This is a genomic window from Algoriphagus winogradskyi (assembly GCF_900182815.1).
Taxonomy (GTDB): Bacteria; Bacteroidota; Bacteroidia; order Cytophagales; family Cyclobacteriaceae; genus Algoriphagus; species Algoriphagus winogradskyi.
The window spans coordinates 242,341-259,971 of the sequence record NZ_FXUA01000007.1 but is presented as its reverse complement, the minus strand read 5'-3'; the positions used below and the strand labels follow the sequence as shown (position 1 = coordinate 259,971).

Here is a 17,631-nt window from a genome sequence, read left to right as displayed (position 1 = left end):
TTGCTCCTCAGCAGAGCTTACGTCCTCTTCAAATCTGTCGCAGATTATAATGAAATTTTATACCAAAGTCACCAACTATTTTTGACCACATTACCACTTTTTACCATAAAGGCTCTTTAGCAAAGAATTATCTGATTAAATAAACCTTTTCACTATCCAAAAAATAATTGCCAATAGAAATACGACGATAGAAATCTTGTTGATTCCATGCATCATTCGAAGGTTATAATTGGACTTCTGGTTTGGATCTGGCTTTTGAAAAACACGAACGAAGTAGTTCCCAAAATCACCGAACTTGAAAAATCCTTTTACTTTATTGTTATCGGACATGGTTTGAGTTTTTTTGTAAACAGATAGAATTGGGAAATGGTTTGGTTTAAATTTTAAAACCCTTCGAGGTTTTAAAAACCTCGAAGGGTTTTTCTAAAATCAGATAATCTCAGGTTCGTTCCACATTCCGTCTTCCTTGATTATTTCTATTAACTTATCAACGGCTTTCTCTGAAGGAACGGAACGCTTCATCACTTCTTTGCCTTTGTATAGCGTAATTTTCCCTTTGCCCGATCCTACATAGCCATAATCTGCGTCTGCCATTTCTCCAGGACCATTCACGATGCAACCCATAATTCCGATCTTCACTCCTTTTAGATGATCAGTTCGCTTACGGATCATCGCGGTAGTTTCTTGCAAATCAAATAAGGTTCTTCCACAGGAAGGGCAGGAAATGTATTCAGTCTTCGACATTCGAGTTCTCGCTGCCTGCAAAACTCCAAATCCCACAGAATTATGTAGTTTGATTTGAGCTAACACTTCCTCGCGGGAATGTTCTTTCTCCTTTTCTAAGGAAATAAAGATTCCATCGCCTAATCCATCTATCAACAACCCACCAACGTCTGTTGCAGCATAAAGCATAGTCTCATCCTGAGATTGGTCAGGGTAACTCACTTTCAGAATCACCGGAATGCCCGATTTGGCTTCAAGCAAACTCACAAAAGCCCGGCGCATTGCTGGCATCGCATGTCTATTTTCAGTTTTCAGAATCAAGACAGTATCCCTTCGATCTGACGTCAGTGTGATTGCCTCTGCTATCTCAGTATCATAGACTTCAAGGAAATTCAATTCTCTATGAAATTTCTCAGCAGAAGAAAAACCCACTAAATCGTAAAGGGGGAATTTATTTTGCTGATCAGAACCAACAGTCCATATCGCTGCATCCTGTATTTCCTTCATCCCATTTGGTAGCATAAAAGGAATCGGGTTGGCTCCAGAATAAACAAAATCACAGCCTTGGTCATTCATTTTCCACTTGTCCAGTTCTGGCAAATAGAAATGACCTACAGACTTCATTTCCTTTTCTGTAATCTTTTCAACCTTTGAAATATCTGTAATTACCCTTGGGACATTATGTCCACCAAAATTGTAAATCTCTGCAGAGTGGCGCTTGAAATGCTCGTAAGGATTGACTGGATAATTTTCAATAGACTTTATCTCCGCATGTCCTGCACGATGTGCATAGCGGTCGATCAATGCTTTAGCAACTGGCGCTTCAAACTCAGGATCTTCTGTCAAGGATACACGAACCGTATCTCCCAAACCATCTTCCAGCAATGTCCCAATTCCAACAGCCGATTTGATTCTACCGTCTTCCGCTTCGCCAGCTTCAGTCACTCCGAGGTGCAAAGGGTAAGGTTTGAATCCTCCTTCGTCCAGCTTCTCTACAAGCAACCGGTAAGCTTGAACCATAACCTGAGTATTCGAAGACTTCATGGAGATTACGATATCGTAGTAATTCTCATCTTCACAGATTCTCAAAAATTCCAATGCTGACTCCACCATTCCCAGTGGAGTATCACCATATCTACTCATGATCCGATCAGAAAGAGAACCATGGTTTGTTCCAATTCGCATCGCCGTTCCGTGTTCCTTGCAGATTTTCACCAAAGGCAAAAACCGCTCGCGAATACGATCCAGCTCTTCTTGATACGTCTCATCTGTATATTCTATTACTTCGAATTTCTTCTTGTCCGCATAATTCCCTGGATTCACGCGTACTTTTTCTACGATCCTAGCTGCTACTTCTGCAGCATTTGGGGTAAAGTGAATATCAGCAACCAATGGTGTATTGTATCCTCTTTTACGAAGCCCATCCTTGATATGTCTTAAATTCTCTGCTTCCTTAATGCTTGGAGCTGTAATTCTCACCAGTTCACAACCCGCCTCAATCATGCGAATACTTTGCTCGATTGAGCCTTCAGTATCCATGGTATCCACCGTAGTCATGGATTGGACTACAATGGGATTATCACCGCCAATGACGACATCACCAATTTTTACCGGAATGGTTTTTCTCCTTGAGTAACTTGTCAGACTATCGCAATACAGCAGGTCTAAAGATTTAATATTTGTATGCATGGGGTTTATATATCTCCTAATTGAGGTCGGATTACTAGTTCTTCAACAACAGATTGGGGCGAAAGGTTATAAGCGGCCCAAACACTCTCGGCCACATCTTCTGCTTTCATAAATCGCTCCACAGGCAAATCAACTCCTTCCCAGCTCGAAGTATAAGTTGCGCCGGCAAGAATGGATGTTACTTTGATCTGATGTGGTTTTAATTCTTCACGCAGACACTTGGTCATTCCGAGCATCGCCCATTTGGAAACAGCATAAGTACCCCCATTTGGGTAGGCTGTAAGTCCAGCGACTGAGCCCATGGTGAAAATATGTCCTGATTTCTTCGCAATCATTTCGTTGACAAAACCACGAGTCAGATAATAAGCAGAATACAAATTGGTTTGCATCATTAGCTCAAAATTCCCTTCAGGCTCATTGTGAATAGCACCTGGCAAAAAGACTCCGGTGTTATTTACCAAGACATCAGGAATCGAAACTGATTTGATTTCATCTACAAACTTAGTCACTTCTTCCTTTTTGGAAAGGTCAGCCTGAATCGCCAGAATGTTTATCGAAGGATATTGGCTTTCCAAATAAGTCTTCAAGTCAGCTAAGTCAGCTGCATTTCGCGCACAGGTGAAGACGTCAAAACCTTCCGCTGCGAAGCGCTCAATAATCGCTCTTCCTATTCCTTTGGTACCTCCGGTGACGAGAATGCTTTTGCTCATTTGATTCGTAGTTTAATAGTTAGTGTGACAACTATTCTCCTTCGGCAAAGTTACATGTTTTTATCAAAATAGAGCGGAAACTTGCATTCTCCCAACATGGACAATCCGATCCAAACCCTGGGAATTTCGACCTTCATACACCAAGTTTAATTGTAACCCCTCTCCTATTTTCTGTAGCCAATTCACATTCCAAGTGACATTTGTTCCTGGTGTCAACGCTTGGAGCATTTCATAGCCAACTGGAGAATTTGCAACACCATTGTAATCAATCTGAATCAACTTGAGATTGCCTGTCAGCGTAGTTTTTACTGCTCGCGCAAATCGAAGATCTAGTCCTACTTGATGCAATTGCGCCTTTTCCTCGAACTCAATATTCTCGGTATTGACTTTTCCCGTAAAAGAATAAGTAGCTGTAGTCCGGAAATATGGTGTGGGTTGCCAGGAAAACTCAGGTCCAATTTGATTTTGAGAAATATTGTAATTCCTGTTTTCTAAGAAATCAGATGCCGAAAGACGGTTGCCGGTTCTTGCTATAATCCTCAAAGTAGTCTGTCCATTGAAATTATACCTCGTATTCAACTTCCAATCCTTCTGAATCAAATCTTCAAATCCTCCGGAAAGCAATTGCTTGAACTGAGAATCGAAATATGACAAATCAAATCCATAACTGGCAGAAGCCCGATTGAAGAAAAAACTCGAGCGGATCACTTGCCTGAGAGATAAAACGTCTTCCCTATTCACTCCTCCAATAAAAGGATTTATCCGATCCACAAAGTCATCCGAAGTGACTTTCTTCTCCACACTCAGACTGGTGGTATTTGAAAACTTATGCAAAAATGTCCGCAAGCCACCAACCTCTTTCCAAGTTTCCGGGAATTTTGCCTGTAATCTGTAATTCAAAATACTTGTGTAGGCTTGGATATAGGTATCAGTCGGTACAAATATCTTGATGTATTGCTTTTCTTCTGGGTTGATTGCCAAGTAAAATTCATTCAGCTGCTGTACGCCATCTCCATTATCATCTCTCCAAGTATGCGTCCCATCACCATTTGGAGCTGGCAAAAAGACGAATTCCCGTTGCAACTCCCGCCCGTTTCCAATGGCATAGCTGATTTCATTTCGAATGAGATTTTTACCCAAGCTTCCCTGATAATCTAGCTTACCCATTACGGTAAGTTCGGATTGGAGATCGCGCTGCAAATACTCCAGTTCCCTGTAAGTAAACGTACTGCTCAGGCTGTGCTGAGTCCATTGCTTTCTGAAAGTAAAGTTGGAAGTAAAAGCTCTGGTATCATTTAGCAATTCTCCAGCTATAGGAGCCTTATCTTCACGCCAAGCTGCATCAGCCAAAAAGGAATATCTGAGTGAGTCATTGCTTCGCAAATAGAGCAAATGCTGCTTATAGTTCATTGCTGTGCTCACAACCGAATCCGTCTCGGCACTTCTCAAAGCATTTTGATCCAATGAAAACTGATAGCCTGGAACGATGATTATGGAATTATAACTCACATCACCCAAGTACCGAGTCCAGTCAGACTTCAATGAATCCTGAGTGGAATTCAAGCGAAAAAACTCTTGCCTGAGTCTGATTTTGGGACCCAACTGCAAATTCCAGTTAGCTGAATGCTGTGTTCCGTTCAACACATTTTCTCTATTTCTCAGGTAAAAAAGATAGTCGAATCGATTGAGCACATCTTTTTCGAAACCAATCCCAGCGCGGAAAAACTGCTCCGCAGCTGCACTTTGCAAAGCTTGCTGGCTAAGCCCCCAATCCCGATCAAACTCGATATATCTAAATCGATCTATAAAATTGAAGTTGGTGGAATTGTATTCGTACTCCGTCTGCCCTTTCATGATATAACCTTTGAAAAGTGAAGACTCCCGACCTTCACTTTGCAAGCCAACCTTCATCCCCAGCCCTTGATTGTCATCATCATCTAATTCAGAAAATAGATTTTTGTCCACTGAAGAAAGCGCCAATTCTGTATAAACTTTCTCATGCTCATTTAGCCGTATCCTTGAGCCAGCAGTCACCATTCGTTTGCTATCGGGAAGTGGCAATTGGGACAAAATAGAATAATCACCCTGTGGCTGTCCATTTTGTCGCGGAACATATTCGTAGACTGTCCCGTTCGACAATTGGTTGGAACGACGATAATCTCCAAGCCCAGATCCTACTTGGGAAAAGCCCAAATCATAGTGAGCTAGCTCAGGATCATTGGAATATTCATAATAAACCAATGGATTCCCCAGAATATCAAACTCGGTGACTTTTTTATATAAAATTCTATTCTGATCAAAAGCAACGCTATCGATCCGAGGTGTTCTCGCAAGTGTTGCACTATCGCCTACTAAAGCCATTAGTCCTAATTCACTCTGGGAAAAATCTGTAAAAAGCGGACGTTTTCTATTGTCTTTTTCCTGGTAATAATTCAGATACACATCCACTTTTCCGTTTGTTTGGCTGTGATTCGCGCCGATGATAGATCGGGAATAATTCCGCTCTGCATATTCAAAATCAACCCTAACTCGGGAATATTGAGTGATTAGAACTTTTGGGGTAAAGGTGATTTCTGCCTGATTGTAATCAATCACATAATCTTCATTGAAACCTCGCTTTAGCTGCTTTCCATCCAGAAATACCCGCTCGGAATTGGCCATGATGATTACAAATCGCTCATTATTTGGCCCACTAACTCGATACGGGCCGAGCACCCCTTCCAAAATTGGTAATTGAATCGACGCAAATTTCCCTTTGGCAATGGAAGCAAAAGCTTGGGAACTCGCGGTCCACTTATCACTCATCTTGTATTTGGAGGTAAACTGCAATCCCTGCACATTTTTGTAATAGCGCAGAAATTCAGACTGCCGCTGCTGCAAAACCACATCTCCCGCCGCCAAACTAAAATCATCATTATACAACTCGATCAGCACATTGTCAAAGTCCTGGATTTGTTGTGTATTTCCTTCCGGTTGAAATGGTACATTTTGATCGGTGATACTTGCACGGATTTTTAGATTTTCGGAAATATCGCCTTCTAGTTGAAGGTTAAGCGCTGAGTTGACAAATACATTTTGTGTATTTCCGAAGGAAATTCCGCGCGTGAGACTTCCCGATTTGTAAAGGTTTGTCGTTGGAAAAAGCTCCTCACGAAAATCAAAAGCAGGCAACTCAGCCATTCTATGGTCTTTGAATTGAGCTGTAGAATCATAATCCGACAATAAAGTCCTGCGCGCAACTGGCTGATCAAAGCGTATGGAAAAAGTCCTGTAGCAAAGCAAAAGTGAATCAGGTTTTACTTCACTTTCAAAAAGCACTTGAAGCTTATTAGCATTTAGATCATATTTGAAATTATACGAAATCCCTTCCTTATCTGTAATTCTGATAGTTTCTTCCAATAAGGAAAGCGAGTCTGGAACTGTAGGAATTGCAAAAACCTCAGACTGTACCCATCGGCATTTTTCCTGAGCCATTACCGAATTGGAAAAGCCACACACTAATACCCAGAAAAGTAGCCAATTACGCATGCTCACTCCGAAATCCCTTTTGGTTGGAAGGTACTAAAAAGATGAATTATCCCATCAATGGAAAGGTGAGATAGAATGTGGTACCCTTTCCAACCTCAGTTTCAAACCAGATTTTACCTCCCGCTGTCTCTACTCCACTTTTTGCGATAGCCAATCCCAAGCCCGATCCTGTGGACTTGGTAGAGAAATTTGGAATGAAGATTTTATCCTTTAGATCATCCGAAATCCCTTTACCATTATCTGTAATTTCAAGAAAAACCGCCTGATCAGTCATCCAAAGCCAAATACGTATAATTGGCTTGACTCCTGGCTCGACAGCTTGAACCCCATTAATTATAAGATTGGAAATTACTCGTCCAAAAAGCTTATCATCACCCAAAATCGGAATATTATCTGTAAATGAATCGTCCTGAAAAACCAACTCAACTTGCTGATCGCCACTGAATAACTCCAACACTTTATTCAGCACAGCTTTGAAGTTCATCAACTCATTATTTGGCAAAGGCATTTTTGCAAAAGTGGAAAATGAGGATGCTATCCCACTAAGTGCATCTACCTGATGGATCAACGTCTCCAGCGATCGTTTCAGCTTTTCTGCATCATCTAATCTGCCAGCATCCTGAAGGCGAATCAAATGCTGCAGAGTAAGCTTCATTGGTGTAAGTGGATTCTTGATCTCATGTGCTACCTGCTTTGCCATTTCCCTCCAAGCAGATTCTTTCTCGGTGGATGCGAGTACTTTCTTCGAGCTTTCAAGCTTAAAAAGCATGTTGTTGTATTCATTTACAAGTAACCCTATTTCATCTTTTGATCCCCAATACATAGGTTCGTTATCTTCCAAATTGGTAGCCTTCAGCTTTTGTGTAAGCAATTTGAAAGGGAAAGTAAGGTTAGTGGAGACAAAGTAGGAGACAAATAAAAACAAAATGAAAATCACCACAAAGGCATTGAAAATATTGCTCAACACATCTGCGATCAACGTATTCAATTCTGTTTCTGACTCAAAGAATGGAACAGCCAAAATTCCTAAATTCTGCTGATTCGCTGTGGCTGGAATTGATAAATAAACAGACTTATAACGCAATTTCCCGATTTGCTCATCAGCCAGAAACTGGGACTGCCCCATTTCTTCAATTTCAGCCATCGCTTTAGGATTAATTATCGGCGCCAGAATTTTCTTATCAAAGATATTTGGGCGATTGGTAGACTCTAATTTGCCCTTAGTGGTATAAATATGGATGTCACTGGCTATGGTATTTGCCAATTCATTCACTTCCTCATTGAGTAGATCGTTATCTACATTTTCAAGACGCTGGTTATTGAGAAAGCTACCAAGATTGCCTCTGATCAACGCTGCCTTTTGGATGTATTGTCTATCCAGATCATCCCGATAGCTATTAGCCAACAAGCCAATCGTGATAATACTGATAATGAGGATGGGGAAAAAGAAAGCGAAATTAAGGTAAAGCTGAAGCTTGGTGGAGTAATTGAATTCGAAATTTTTGACTCCAGTGATCAATGTATTTATCAGAATAGCCAGGAAAGTCATAATCACAAACAGCACAAAGAATAGCGAAATATTCCCAAAGAAATGAGCGACTGAAATATTCTTTGATGAGACAATTATCAACTCATCCCCATTTTTTATCCCAAAATGATGATATCCGTCTTGGTGCACTCCCTCAGTCAATAAAGCATTGCGACTCAGTACTCGACTAAAACCACTATTGAGATAATTAAACGAGCCGGAATTCCTGATAAATTCTCCCTCCTTGAAAATGGCATAATCATAAATTATAGGATCGAGCTTGTCATTATATTTCTTATCCAATAATAATTTAGGATATACACTCGTAGGCTGTACGCGCAACTGTCGAAGCTCAAGAAAAACAGTTCCTAGCGACGTCCCTTCTTTGCTCATTGGTACAAAGGCAATAAAGCGGTTTCCATTATTAGCCTCATTTCCTCTGATAAAGTACAGATCCTTCACGCTAGTTGCATAATCGCTATTTATGTACTCCAACTGAAGATCTTTTAGACTTTCTGAATTAGAGGAACCTAAAATTTGCTGTCCTGAAGAAGAGAAAATCCGGACTTGTACTTCAAACTGATCAAAGTAATTATCGAGATAAATTCTTCTGATTTTAGTTTCAATCGGGTCTTTGGAGAAAAGTGGGTCTGCTATTCTATTCTGTATGAATAAATCATTTTTAATCCTGGTGAAAATTTCACCCAAGAAAAACTCTGTCATCACATCATTCTCAATAAGATTTTGATTTGCGAAGCGACTCTTCGATTGAATCAACTCACTTTTCTCTGTTTGAAAAGTACTTATCCCTCCAATAATGGCAGCCACCAAACATGCAAAGAAAAAAGTGAGAAAGGTATCTAGACCTAGTTTAAATGCGTTTTTGAAAAGCTCCAGACGGATAATTATGATCAAGAAAATAAGATGGATAAGCCATACAATACCTCCCCAGAGCGAAAAGAAAAATAAAGCTACCGCGATGGGCAGACCTAAAACAGCAATCCACTTGTAATAGTCTTTTTTGCGGTTATTGACCTCCAGAAGCAAACTGAACATAGTAAGCGAAAGCAAGACATATACTGCGCCCCATAGGAATAGCATGAAGAAACTTAGTCCTTTAAACCAATCAAATGATGGGATAGAGCTGATGTCTAAGGCCCATTGCGAGTTGATCATCAAGTCTCTCGGAAGTGACCATACCAGGTACAAGCCTATTGAACTAATCAGGAAGGAAAAGAAGAAAAATACCAAAAACTCATTCTTGCTCTTTAGCACTTTAATTTTTTCATGCATTACTCTCGAAGCAAGTTGATAGATAACCATGGCTAAAATCAAAACACCACAGATCGTATTAATCAACAAATCCCCCAAACTAGGATTGAACCAGGAAGAGGCATAATTGGCAGAATCAAATAATGACAAATTGAGGTAGTTACTTGGGAAATCCAGGATCAACATCATAAATCTAAATGCCCCAAGTACAAAAATCGCGTAGCTTATAGCTTGCCATCTTCTTCCTGATTTCCACTTACTCAGCACAAAATCAGAGCTCAATAGAAAGTAGAGAAGGAAAACCGATGTAAAGAAAATTAGGATTGCAGGATTAACAACTCTTCCTGCCGGGCTATATCCAAAAAGAAAATTGATCCCGAAAAGTGGAATCCCCGCAGGGTTCTTAACTATTGCAGCTCCTGCCTCGGGATTCGCAAGCAACTCAAATCTATTATTTCCAAAGATTTCTGGATTGGGACCAGTGATTAGGTAGTTGTTTTCAATGTTGCCTGGCCAAATCAGCCTAAGCACGTGAAGCATAATATAATCAGCCCCATTCCTTTTCACGCTCCTTATTTTTAACAAAAGCGTACCATAAGGATCGTCCAACAACTGGTATTCTTTGGAAAGATCAACTTGTGAAAAATCCAACGTAAGTGTAAAGTCTGACCAGAATAATAGCTCTTTTTCCGGACTAAGTATAAAAAAAGGATGTTTGTGTAAAGGAGTACTGATTTGACCAAAACTTAAGGTATCATCTGGTCTAACCTCCATTAGAACCTGAATGAAATCCTCATCAAATTCTTTGTCAATAGTCTGAATCCGATCTTGTAGCGCTTGCAAATAGGTGTCCTGATCACTTTTCTGAAAGAAAAAGAAATTCAAAATCAATACTGCAAGAAGAGAGAAAATACTGATCAATATGATCAGGCGGCGGGAATCCTGCTTCATTTAGATGTAAAATAAAAAAAGCAAAGTCTTTGATCAAACTTTGCTCCTCTATTCGTTAGTGCATGGCAATTTTAGCTTTTCTTTTCTTAGCATTACGATACCAGAAAAATCCCAGCACCATCGCTATTAGGTACGGCATCACGAACAAATACATAATCCCTAGATTAAGACCAGCAGCCACGCTAGTGTCTCCGTTGCTTACATTATTTTCGACGGATGCGCGACACATAGCACACTGAGCATAAGTGGCAGTGTGTAGCAATAGAGCAATCAGAGAAAGAAATCCTATTTTAAGAGCTTTTTGCATACTATTTCCTACGAACGGAATTGAAGGTAGGTTTTTAATGTAGATAATAAGGACTGATCATCAAGTAAACAATCACACCGGAGACTGTTACATAAAGCCAGATTGGATAGGCAAATTTAACAACTTTTCGGTGCTTGACATACTGTTCAGTGTAACCGTAATAGTATGCGAACAAGATTGGAAAAAGTGCTACTGCTGCAAGGACAATATGAGTAATTAAAAGAAAATAGTAAATACTCCGAATAGACCCTTCACCTCCAAATGAAGTGCTCTCAGCAGCTGCATGATAAATTACATAAGAAACAAGGAATATAGCTCCTAATACAAATGCTGTGGTCATGGAGGCGCGGTGATATGGGATATTCCCGTTTTTGATAAAAACCAAGCCTGCTATCAATGCTACCGTAGCGGCGGTATTCATCACAGCATTAAGGTGAGGTAAAAAATAAACCCATTCAGACCCCAAGTCAATTTTAGTAGGCATGAATATGAGCACGGCTACTGCCACAGGAATAATTACCGAAATGGCGATAATCCATCCTTTAACTTTCCCTTCATTCTCCAACAAACTATTTTCCTTCGCTTGCATGTAATAAAACTTTAGTCTCCAACATTAATAAATCCACATCTTCCCGAGAGGTTCCACTATAATACCCTCTTATTCTTCCTTGTTCATCAACTAATACAAATTTGTCACTATGAACAAAATCATCAGGAACACCTAACCCATCTACACTAGGAATGATAAAACCACATTTTGCTAAATCATAGGTTTCCTGAACCCCACCCGTTAGAAAGTCCCACTTTCCGGCTTCAGCATGATGCTCCTCTGCATATTTCTTTAAGACCTCCGGACTGTCATAAGTGGGATCAATGCTAATAGACATGATTCGCACCTTGTCTTCATCTCTAAACATATCATTAACGCGCTCCATCTCAGCAGACATTTTAGGACAGATACTTGGACAGGATGTAAAGAAAAAGTCAACAATTGTCACTTTACCTTCCATATCAGCTCTTCCTACTTGTTCCCCATCTTGATTGGTGAAGGTGAATTCCGGAATGTAATGCTGGGTAGTATCAGCAATAGGACATTCCTGAAAAGGATTATCGACGCCCTTTTCAAAAAAAACGGGGATATCATATGTGTTATTACCAAACCCCTTAAGAAACAGGAAAATTAATATGGGCACCAAGAGTATGCAGACTAGCACCATACCTTGTAATAATCTCAAACTTCTCATATTAGTGATTTAACAAAAAAGGAAGGTCAAAGTTTCTCACTTCAACCTTCCTTTTAAAATATCTTTTAAACTCTGTTTAGAACCAACGCATGTTGAATATATCCGAGCCTTCTTTGATTAAGACAATGATCAGCCAAAACAAGAATGCGATAGGAACTAGAATAGAATAGATCAAAGGCTTCACTTCATCACCAAGGTGCATGAATTGCATGATGATATATTTAGCTTTCCATATTGTCAATGCCATGAACAATACATAAAGGATGATTCCTCTAGGCATTGTGAAAGCCATTACGAATTCTGCAGCAGTTATAGCTAGCAAAATCAAAGCAGTCTTCCAGATTTTCTTAATCTTATCGTTGTTCCTTGGAACTACGTTAAGCGTTGATTTATTTTCTTGAATATCCATAATTCTAATTGTTATAGCTTAGATCAGGTAGAATAAAGTAAATACAAAGACCCAAACAAGATCTACAAAGTGCCAGTACAATCCGACTTTTTCAACCATCTCGTAGTGACCTCTTCTATCGTATACGCCCACCGCAGCTTGGTAAAACACCATAAATAGGAGGATAACACCTATCGTTACGTGGAAACCGTGGAATCCCGTGATGAAGAAGAATAGGTTTGCAAAGGAAGCAGGCCCATATTCATTTACCAACAGGTTTGCACCAAATACAGTCTCTGTTACATTTTGGCTAATTCCATTGATATAATTTAAAACAACACCATTTTCAGATCCGTGAATGAAGTGACTCCACTCCCATGCCTGACAGCTTAGGAAAGTAATACCTCCTACTAGCGTCCAAAGCATCCATTTTACTACATCATTTCTGTCATTCCGGTGTCCAGCTTCTACAGCCAACACCATAGTAACAGAGCTTGCAATCAAAATAAAAGTCATTATACCTACGAATACAAGCGGTGCATGAACTCCATGTACAAATGGAATAGCATCAAAAACCAATTCAGGTATTGGCCAGTACTCATTAGACCCCACAAACTCAGTGGCAGGGCCAGCATAAGCCGGATAACTTACCCGAATGGCAAGATAGGTAATCAAAAAAGCGGCAAAAGTAAAGATATCAGAAAGAAGGAAAAACCACATCATGAGTTTTCCATAGCTAGCTTTGAGAGGTTCATTACCACCTCCCCAAACGCCTCTTTTCGAGCTTACTCCTATAGCAGTAGAATGCGCAGACATAAGATATTAATTTGTACTTGGTTTATTTTAATGATTCAAAAGCAAAAACATAAATAGATATAACCACAATGCAGCTAGAAAATGCCAGAAAGTAGTTGCCATTTCAAGTGTATCCATAGACTTGGAATGCACTTTATATCTGTAGGTCGAAATTAATACAATAATCAGAAATATCACACCGCTGATTAAGTGAACAGCATGCAATCCCGTGAATACATAGAGAAATGATCCCGAAGGATTGCCAACGAAAAACACATTTTCATCAACTAAGGCTACCCAGCTGTACCATTGACTAACAAGGAAAGCGATACCAAACAGCACTGCCAAACTAAGGCCTGCCCTAAGTCCTACAAAATTATCTTTTTTAGCAGCTGAATAAGCATACTGAAGGCAAATGCTACTAATTACAACTATTCCTGAGCTATACCAGAAAATGGTAGGGAGGTCATATTCCAACCAATTCCCCTCAGATTGCCGAACTATATAGGCGCTAGTAAGGGCAGCAAAGATCATCACCACGGTCACTAGGAACAGCCATAATGCAAACTTTTTAGGATGCATTGCAATGGGCTGCTCAACCATATCTACGTATTTAAGTTCCTTTTCCATTCTTAAGGTAATTTATCTAAGAGGTAAGCAATCTGCACAATTGGCAAATACAAAAAGGAACCAAACATTATTCGTAAAGCTGATTTACGCGAACAGTCTTTCATTAAAGAGAAAGTCTGAGCCAAAAACAACACCCCACAAACGGTGGCTACTATACCTGATGTCATCCCTGTAAGTCCAAAATAGCTTGGGAGCAATCCTAGAGGTAACAAGAACAAAGTGTATATCATAATTTGAATTGCTGTATTGAGGTCTTTCCCGCCACCACTTGGTAGTAACTTAAATCCAGCAGCCTTATAGTCTTCATCCCCCACCCAAGCGATTGCCCAAAAATGTGGGAACTGCCAGATAAACTGAATACCGAAGATTATCAAAGCTTCATGGGTTATAGAACCAGTCGCTGCAGTCCACCCTAACAAAGGAGGAAGTGCTCCCGGGATCGCACCTACAAATACTGCTACAGGACCTACACGCTTCAACGGGGTATAAACAAAGACATAAAGGACCATGCTCAATACACCTAGCCATGTAGTCAAGGGGTTAGTAAAGTACCAAAGCAACCCTACACCAATCACTGCGACTAGGGAGGTCACCCAAAGGGCTTCTTGTAAGGAAATAAGTTTTAATGGAAGAGGACGGTTTTGAGTACGCTTCATTAGCTTATCCAGATCACGCTCTAAAATTTCATTTGCAGCACAGGATGCACCGCTAATCAAGAAGCCGCCTAGAGCTAAGCCTAAAAACCCAGACCACCCGAAACTAACACCACGATCACCAAGTATATAACCAAATACAGCAGAAAAGGTAACCAAAGCTGAAAGCCTTAATTTAATCAACTCAGCGTAAGCCTTCAATTTGCTTAGCACTAAACTACTACTATGGTCAGTTACTGAAACTGTCCTCATGATCAATTTGTATTTAATCGAAACTGAATGTTTTCTTTGATTTCAAGAAGTAAAATAACTTGAACCCCTATAATCAAAGAACCTAATAAGAGATGGATTGGCTGAAGAAAGGCAGGAATACCAAAGTACGCCATTCCCATTCCTGTAGCTATTTCCAGTATAATCAAAATCATCAAGAGCTGAGACCAAAGATTAACTTGAGACTTTCTTAGGGTATATTTAAATGCCCAAAAGAAATATAAGACATGGATTCCTAGTAGAATTAAGGAAAATGATCTATGAATAAGAAAATCCAAGCCCACTCTTCCTATCCACTCATCTCTAAGCATATTACCTAAAGAAGAAGAGATAACATCTATCTGTTCTCGTACCTGAGTGCCTAAAACAATCTGAACTACCATTAATACCGTCCCGATAAATAGCACTAGTTCAATTCTTTTTGGCACATCCATCTTCACTCCCGGACCCGCAATCAACTTACCCGACCTATGATAAACATAGATCAAAAGTGAAACGAGAAGCAAAGCCAATATCATGTGGAAAGTAATCATCCAATGCAGCAAATTAGTAGACACTACAATGGAACCAATCCACCCAATGAAAATGACTAAGACTAGATTGAAAACAGATAAAATTGTAATCCAACGATCTGCTTTTCTGAGGGGAAATGATTTCCATACAGTCAAAACGATCAATAGACCAATTACAACTCCAGCCAATCTATTCAGGTATTCTATCCAGGTCTTAACTGCATTAAATTCCTCTTCGATCAGAATGGATTTATCATTAGCTATCTCCTTAGCCTTTTCTGAGAATCCTAATTTTTCAAGTGTTGCCACGAACCTTTCGTTCTTGGCCAATCTTTTATTGAGATAAATCTCCTGATAATTTGAAGGAAGTTGATCCACATTCGTTGGGGGAATCACACTTCCAAAACATTTTGGCCAATCAGGGCACCCCATACCAGAACCGGTGCTCCTTACTATTCCACCAATTAGAATCAGTATATAAACAGCTATCACCGTGATTAAATTAACACGACGAAAGCTGCTTATTGATTTATTAGTGACTTGTTTCATTTGAGACCAAAACTTCCTCTTCTTCCTTCATAATTTCCAACTCAACTTTCACCAATTCTTGCTCATGAGGAAGGTTGGATTCAGGAGTTGCAGAAAGAGGTACTGTCTGTGGGATGAAATCCTCTTCAGCACCTGGCTTAGAGTAGTCATATGGCCATCTATAAACTGCAGGAATTTCGCCTGGCCAGTTACCATGCCCTGGTTCTACTGGTGTAGTCCACTCAAGCGTATTAGATCTCCAAGGGTTAAGTGTGGCTTTTCTACCTTTATACATTGAGTAGAAGAAATTGAACAAGAATATGAACTGAGCACTAAAGGTGATAATAGCAGCAACAGATACAAACATGTTCAAATCAGTGTACATATTGGCAAACTCAAAGTTTGTCCAGCTGTAATATCTTCTTGGGAAGCCAGCAATACCTATGTAGTGCATAGGGAAGAATACCATGTAAACTCCTACAAAAGTGATCCAGAAGTGAATGTAACCCAATTTGGCATCCATCATTCTTCCGAACATTTTAGGGAACCAGTGGTAAACACCCGCTATCATTCCGAAAAAGGACGCAGAACCCATCACTAAGTGGAAGTGAGCTACTACAAAATAAGTATCGTGCAATTGGATATCAATAGCTGAGTTCCCCAGGAAAATACCAGTCAAACCACCGGAAATAAAGAAGGAAACTAGACCTATTGAGAACAACATCGCAGGAGTGAAGATCAAGTTACCTCTCCAAAGCGTTGTCAAGTAGTTAAATACTTTTACTGCTGAAGGCACTGCGATGATCAAGGTTAAGAACATAAAGATAGATCCAAGGAATGGATTCATACCTGATACGAACATATGGTGAGCCCAAACCACGAAGGAAAGAACAGTAATACCTAGCAAAGATATAATCATCGCTTTGTACCCGAAGATTGGCTTTCTTGAGTTGGTAGCAATTACTTCAGAAGTAATACCCAAAGCAGGAAGCAATACGATGTAAACTTCAGGGTGGCCTAAGAACCAGAATAAATGCTGGTACAATACTGGGCTACCGCCGGTGTTTGGAAGCGCTTCCCCACCGATATAGATATCAGAAAGGTAAAATGAAGTACCAAAGCTTCTGTCAAATACAAGTAACAATGCTGCTGCAAATAATACTGGAAAGGACAAAAGGCCGATCACAGCTGTCAAGAAGAAAGCCCAGATAGTCAAAGGAAGTTTAGAGAAAGACATTCCTTTTGTTCTCAAGTTAATCACTGTGGTGATGTAATTGATACCCCCCATAAGAGAGGAAGCAATAAAGAAGGTCATAGCGACCAACCAAAGAGTCATCCCCAAGCCTGAACCTGGAATAGCTTGCTCCAAAGCTGAAAGCGGTGGATACACCACCCATCCACCTGCAGCAGGACCAGTTTTAAGGAAAAGTGAAATAAACATGATCACACCGGAAAGGAAAAACAACCAGTACGATAGCATATTCATAAATCCAGAAGCCATATCTCTCGCTCCAATTTGCAATGGAATCAAGAAATTGGAAAATGTCCCACTCAAACCTGCTGTCAATACAAAGAATACCATTATGGTACCGTGCATTGTAACTAATGCCAAGTAGAATGTAGGATCCAATTTCCCTGCTTCATCTATCCAACCTCCAAGAATTGGACGAAGGAAAGACATATCCATTTCTGGAAAACCCAATTGTAATCTAAATAGGATAGAAAGTAATCCACCTATAAGAGCCCAAAACATACCAGTAACCAAGTACTGTTTTGCGATCATTTTGTGATCTTGAGAGAAGATATATTTCGTTACAAAATTATCATGATGCTCATGATCGTGATGATCGTGGGCTGCGTCATGATTTGCGACAGATGCTGTTGACATAATCTATAATTTTGT

General features: G+C 40.0%; 14 protein-coding genes. All 14 read right to left on the bottom strand.

All coding sequences use genetic code 11. The features are described 5' to 3' along the window. Positions 1 to 135 precede the first annotated feature (135 nt). On the bottom strand, positions 136 to 330 hold the full coding sequence (locus QOL76_RS17560; protein WP_283414265.1) for a DUF6728 family protein: 195 nt from the start codon (positions 328 to 330) through the stop codon (positions 136 to 138). Between the two features lie 99 nt (positions 331 to 429). Further along, positions 430 to 2,412: a (E)-4-hydroxy-3-methylbut-2-enyl-diphosphate synthase gene (ispG, locus tag QOL76_RS17555; RefSeq protein ID WP_283414264.1), complete on the bottom strand. Its 1,983-nt coding sequence runs from the start codon at positions 2,410 to 2,412 to the stop codon at positions 430 to 432. 5 nt (positions 2,413 to 2,417) lie between these two features. Beyond that, a complete protein-coding gene (locus QOL76_RS17550) occupies positions 2,418 to 3,122 on the bottom strand; it encodes an SDR family oxidoreductase (RefSeq protein WP_283414263.1) in 705 nt (234 codons plus the stop codon). Between the two features lie 63 nt (positions 3,123 to 3,185). Then, positions 3,186 to 6,650 carry a hypothetical protein gene (locus QOL76_RS17545; protein ID WP_283414262.1) on the bottom strand — a complete coding sequence of 1,155 codons (3,465 nt, stop codon included), beginning with the start codon at positions 6,648 to 6,650 and terminating at the stop codon, positions 3,186 to 3,188. A gap of 46 nt (positions 6,651 to 6,696) precedes the next feature. Next, entirely contained in the window at positions 6,697 to 10,401 is a 3,705-nt protein-coding gene (locus QOL76_RS17540) for a sensor histidine kinase (RefSeq protein ID WP_283414261.1), read from the bottom strand. 55 nt (positions 10,402 to 10,456) lie between these two features. Further along, a complete protein-coding gene (locus tag QOL76_RS17535; RefSeq protein ID WP_283414260.1) occupies positions 10,457 to 10,708 on the bottom strand; it encodes a hypothetical protein in 252 nt (83 codons plus the stop codon). A gap of 34 nt (positions 10,709 to 10,742) precedes the next feature. Beyond that, a complete protein-coding gene (locus QOL76_RS17530) occupies positions 10,743 to 11,297 on the bottom strand; it encodes a DUF420 domain-containing protein (RefSeq protein WP_283414259.1) in 555 nt (184 codons plus the stop codon). Continuing rightward, on the bottom strand, positions 11,278 to 11,952 hold the full coding sequence (locus tag QOL76_RS17525; RefSeq protein WP_283414258.1) for an SCO family protein: 675 nt from the start codon (positions 11,950 to 11,952) through the stop codon (positions 11,278 to 11,280). The genes QOL76_RS17530 and QOL76_RS17525 overlap by 20 nt, the downstream gene beginning before the upstream one ends. Before the next feature lie 76 nt (positions 11,953 to 12,028). Further along, positions 12,029 to 12,361 (bottom strand): cytochrome C oxidase subunit IV family protein, encoded by a 333-nt coding sequence (locus QOL76_RS17520; protein ID WP_283414257.1) that lies wholly within the window; start codon positions 12,359 to 12,361, stop codon positions 12,029 to 12,031. Positions 12,362 to 12,379: 18 nt separating this feature from the next. Continuing rightward, positions 12,380 to 13,156: a cytochrome c oxidase subunit 3 gene (locus QOL76_RS17515; RefSeq protein WP_283414256.1), complete on the bottom strand. Its 777-nt coding sequence runs from the start codon at positions 13,154 to 13,156 to the stop codon at positions 12,380 to 12,382. Between the two features lie 27 nt (positions 13,157 to 13,183). Further along, positions 13,184 to 13,765 (bottom strand): cytochrome c oxidase subunit 3, encoded by a 582-nt coding sequence (locus QOL76_RS17510; protein ID WP_283414255.1) that lies wholly within the window; start codon positions 13,763 to 13,765, stop codon positions 13,184 to 13,186. 2 nt (positions 13,766 to 13,767) lie between these two features. Then, the gene (gene cyoE, locus QOL76_RS17505) at positions 13,768 to 14,670 is read right to left on the bottom strand and encodes a heme o synthase (protein ID WP_283414254.1); all 903 of its coding nucleotides are present in this window, start codon (positions 14,668 to 14,670) and stop codon (positions 13,768 to 13,770) included. 2 nt (positions 14,671 to 14,672) lie between these two features. Continuing rightward, entirely contained in the window at positions 14,673 to 15,749 is a 1,077-nt protein-coding gene (locus QOL76_RS17500; RefSeq protein WP_283414253.1) for a COX15/CtaA family protein, read from the bottom strand. Beyond that, on the bottom strand, positions 15,733 to 17,616 hold the full coding sequence (locus tag QOL76_RS17495) for a cytochrome c oxidase subunit I (protein WP_283414252.1): 1,884 nt from the start codon (positions 17,614 to 17,616) through the stop codon (positions 15,733 to 15,735). Before QOL76_RS17495 ends, QOL76_RS17500 begins: the two co-directional genes overlap by 17 nt. Positions 17,617 to 17,631: the final 15 nt, after the last annotated feature.

Coding starts and splice junctions, on each gene's coding strand:
- QOL76_RS17515 (WP_283414256.1), bottom strand. CDS start 13,156: ATGTCTGCGCATTCTACTGCTATAGGAGTAAGCTCGAAAAGAGGCGTT.
- QOL76_RS17540 (WP_283414261.1), bottom strand. CDS start 10,401: ATGAAGCAGGATTCCCGCCGCCTGATCATATTGATCAGTATTTTCTCT.
- QOL76_RS17550 (WP_283414263.1), bottom strand. CDS start 3,122: ATGAGCAAAAGCATTCTCGTCACCGGAGGTACCAAAGGAATAGGAAGA.
- QOL76_RS17495 (WP_283414252.1), bottom strand. CDS start 17,616: ATGTCAACAGCATCTGTCGCAAATCATGACGCAGCCCACGATCATCAC.
- QOL76_RS17545 (WP_283414262.1), bottom strand. CDS start 6,650: ATGCGTAATTGGCTACTTTTCTGGGTATTAGTGTGTGGCTTTTCCAAT.
- cyoE (WP_283414254.1), bottom strand. CDS start 14,670: ATGAGGACAGTTTCAGTAACTGACCATAGTAGTAGTTTAGTGCTAAGC.
- QOL76_RS17510 (WP_283414255.1), bottom strand. CDS start 13,765: ATGGAAAAGGAACTTAAATACGTAGATATGGTTGAGCAGCCCATTGCA.
- QOL76_RS17500 (WP_283414253.1), bottom strand. CDS start 15,749: ATGAAACAAGTCACTAATAAATCAATAAGCAGCTTTCGTCGTGTTAAT.
- ispG (WP_283414264.1), bottom strand. CDS start 2,412: ATGCATACAAATATTAAATCTTTAGACCTGCTGTATTGCGATAGTCTG.
- QOL76_RS17560 (WP_283414265.1), bottom strand. CDS start 330: ATGTCCGATAACAATAAAGTAAAAGGATTTTTCAAGTTCGGTGATTTT.
- QOL76_RS17525 (WP_283414258.1), bottom strand. CDS start 11,952: ATGAGAAGTTTGAGATTATTACAAGGTATGGTGCTAGTCTGCATACTC.
- QOL76_RS17535 (WP_283414260.1), bottom strand. CDS start 10,708: ATGCAAAAAGCTCTTAAAATAGGATTTCTTTCTCTGATTGCTCTATTG.
- QOL76_RS17530 (WP_283414259.1), bottom strand. CDS start 11,297: ATGCAAGCGAAGGAAAATAGTTTGTTGGAGAATGAAGGGAAAGTTAAA.
- QOL76_RS17520 (WP_283414257.1), bottom strand. CDS start 12,361: ATGGATATTCAAGAAAATAAATCAACGCTTAACGTAGTTCCAAGGAAC.